Origin of the sequence: Devosia geojensis (assembly GCF_000969415.1) — a bacterium.
Taxonomy (GTDB): domain Bacteria; phylum Pseudomonadota; class Alphaproteobacteria; order Rhizobiales; family Devosiaceae; genus Devosia; species Devosia geojensis.
On sequence record NZ_JZEX01000182.1, the window covers coordinates 1 to 1470 of the forward strand.

At 68.7% G+C, this 1470-nt stretch carries 1 protein-coding gene; it reads right to left on the reverse strand.

All coding sequences use genetic code 11. The features are described from left to right. Positions 1-25: 25 nt before the first annotated feature. Positions 26-1162: a tRNA epoxyqueuosine(34) reductase QueG gene (gene queG / locus VE25_RS19925; RefSeq protein ID WP_046110430.1), complete on the reverse strand. Its 1137-nt coding sequence runs from the start codon at positions 1160-1162 to the stop codon at positions 26-28. Positions 1163-1470 lie beyond the last annotated feature (308 nt).

Genomic DNA, 1470 nt, shown 5'->3' on the forward strand with positions numbered 1-1470 from the left:
CCCCCGACCCCTCCCCCGGTCCGCTTCAGCCAAAACCTGAGACAATATGGAGGTCCTGCGTCCACTCCTGCCGCACGCTCGTATCGCCTTCCTCGGGCAGATAGGCAAGGGCGAGTTCGCGCGACCGCTCCGGCGCCAGCCGCCGCACCGCCCACACCGCCGCGCCGCGCACCAGCGGGTCGGGATCGGCAAGGCGCTCCTCGGCAAGCGGCGACAGGTCGAGGTCGCCGCTGTTGCCGATGGCGATGAGGACGTTGCGCAGGAAGCGCGCATGGCCGATGCGCTTGATTGGCGAGCCGGAAAAGAGCGCGCGGAACCCCGCATCGTCGAGCCGTACGAGGTCGGCGAGCGCCGGACGCTCCAAATCCTCGCGCGCGGCGAGCTTGGCCTCGCGGGTGACGCTGGCGAACTTGTTCCACGGGCAGATGGCCAGGCAATCGTCGCACCCGTAGATGCGGTTGCCCATGGGCGCCCGGAATTCGAGCGGGATCGGCCCCTTGTGCTCGATGTTGAGGTAGGCGAGGCACCGGCGCGCATCGAGCTGGAAGGGGGCGGGGAACGCGTCGGTCGGGCAGATGTCGAGGCAGCGCCGGCAGGAGCCGCAACTCTCCTCGTGCGGCTCGCTGACGGGCAATTCGGCGCTGGTCAGGATCGCGCCGAGGAAGAGCCAGGAGCCGAATTGCCGGCTGACCAGCACCGTGTGCTTGCCCTGCCAGCCCAGGCCCGCGGCCTCGGCCAGGGGCTTTTCCATCAGCGGGGCGGTGTCGACGAAGACCTTGACCTCTTCCCCCGAGCGCCGGGCGAGAAGTCCCGCCAGGTCCTTCAGCTTGCCCTTGATGACGTCGTGGTAGTCGCGGTTGCGCGCATAGACCGAGATCGTGCCCAGCGATTTTTCTTCAAGCAGGGCCAGCGGGTCGTCCTTGGGGCCATAGTTGAGGCCCAGCAGGATCACCGAGCGCGCTTCGCGCCACAGCCCTTCGGGGCTGGCGCGGCGTTCGGCGGTCTCTTCCATCCACTCCATGTCGCCATGCCAGCCGGCTGCGAGCGCTGCCGCGAGCTTGCCGGGCAGGTCCGGCCGGGCATCGGCGCGCGCGACGCCGAACGCGTCGAAGCCGAGCGCCCTGGCGCGCGCCTCGAGTTCGGCAAGGAGGGACTGGCTCATGGCGCCTATTTATGCGCTTCCGACGGCCGCTGCCAGCCGGAACCATCCATATCGGCGCTGCGGCTCCTGCACCGCCACGTCCACCCCTCCGATGTCACCCCGGCGCATGCCGGGGCCCATCCTGAGATGGTTCGCCAGCCGCAAGGTGTGTGGATGGGGCAGGGAGTACACAGCCGCTCTTTTCGTGCATATGGATAGCGTCAGGGCTGGATCCCGGCCTTCGCCGGGATGACAGCCGGTGGATAGGGCAGGATAGTGCCACAAGCACAATGCGTGCCCCTCCCCCTTGAGGGGAGGGGCACGCATTG

What these genes read in the sequence shown, in the direction of transcription:
- queG (WP_046110430.1), bottom strand. Translation starts at nt 1,162, where the DNA reads ATGAGCCAGTCCCTCCTTGCCGAACTCGAGGCGCGCGCCAGGGCGCTC.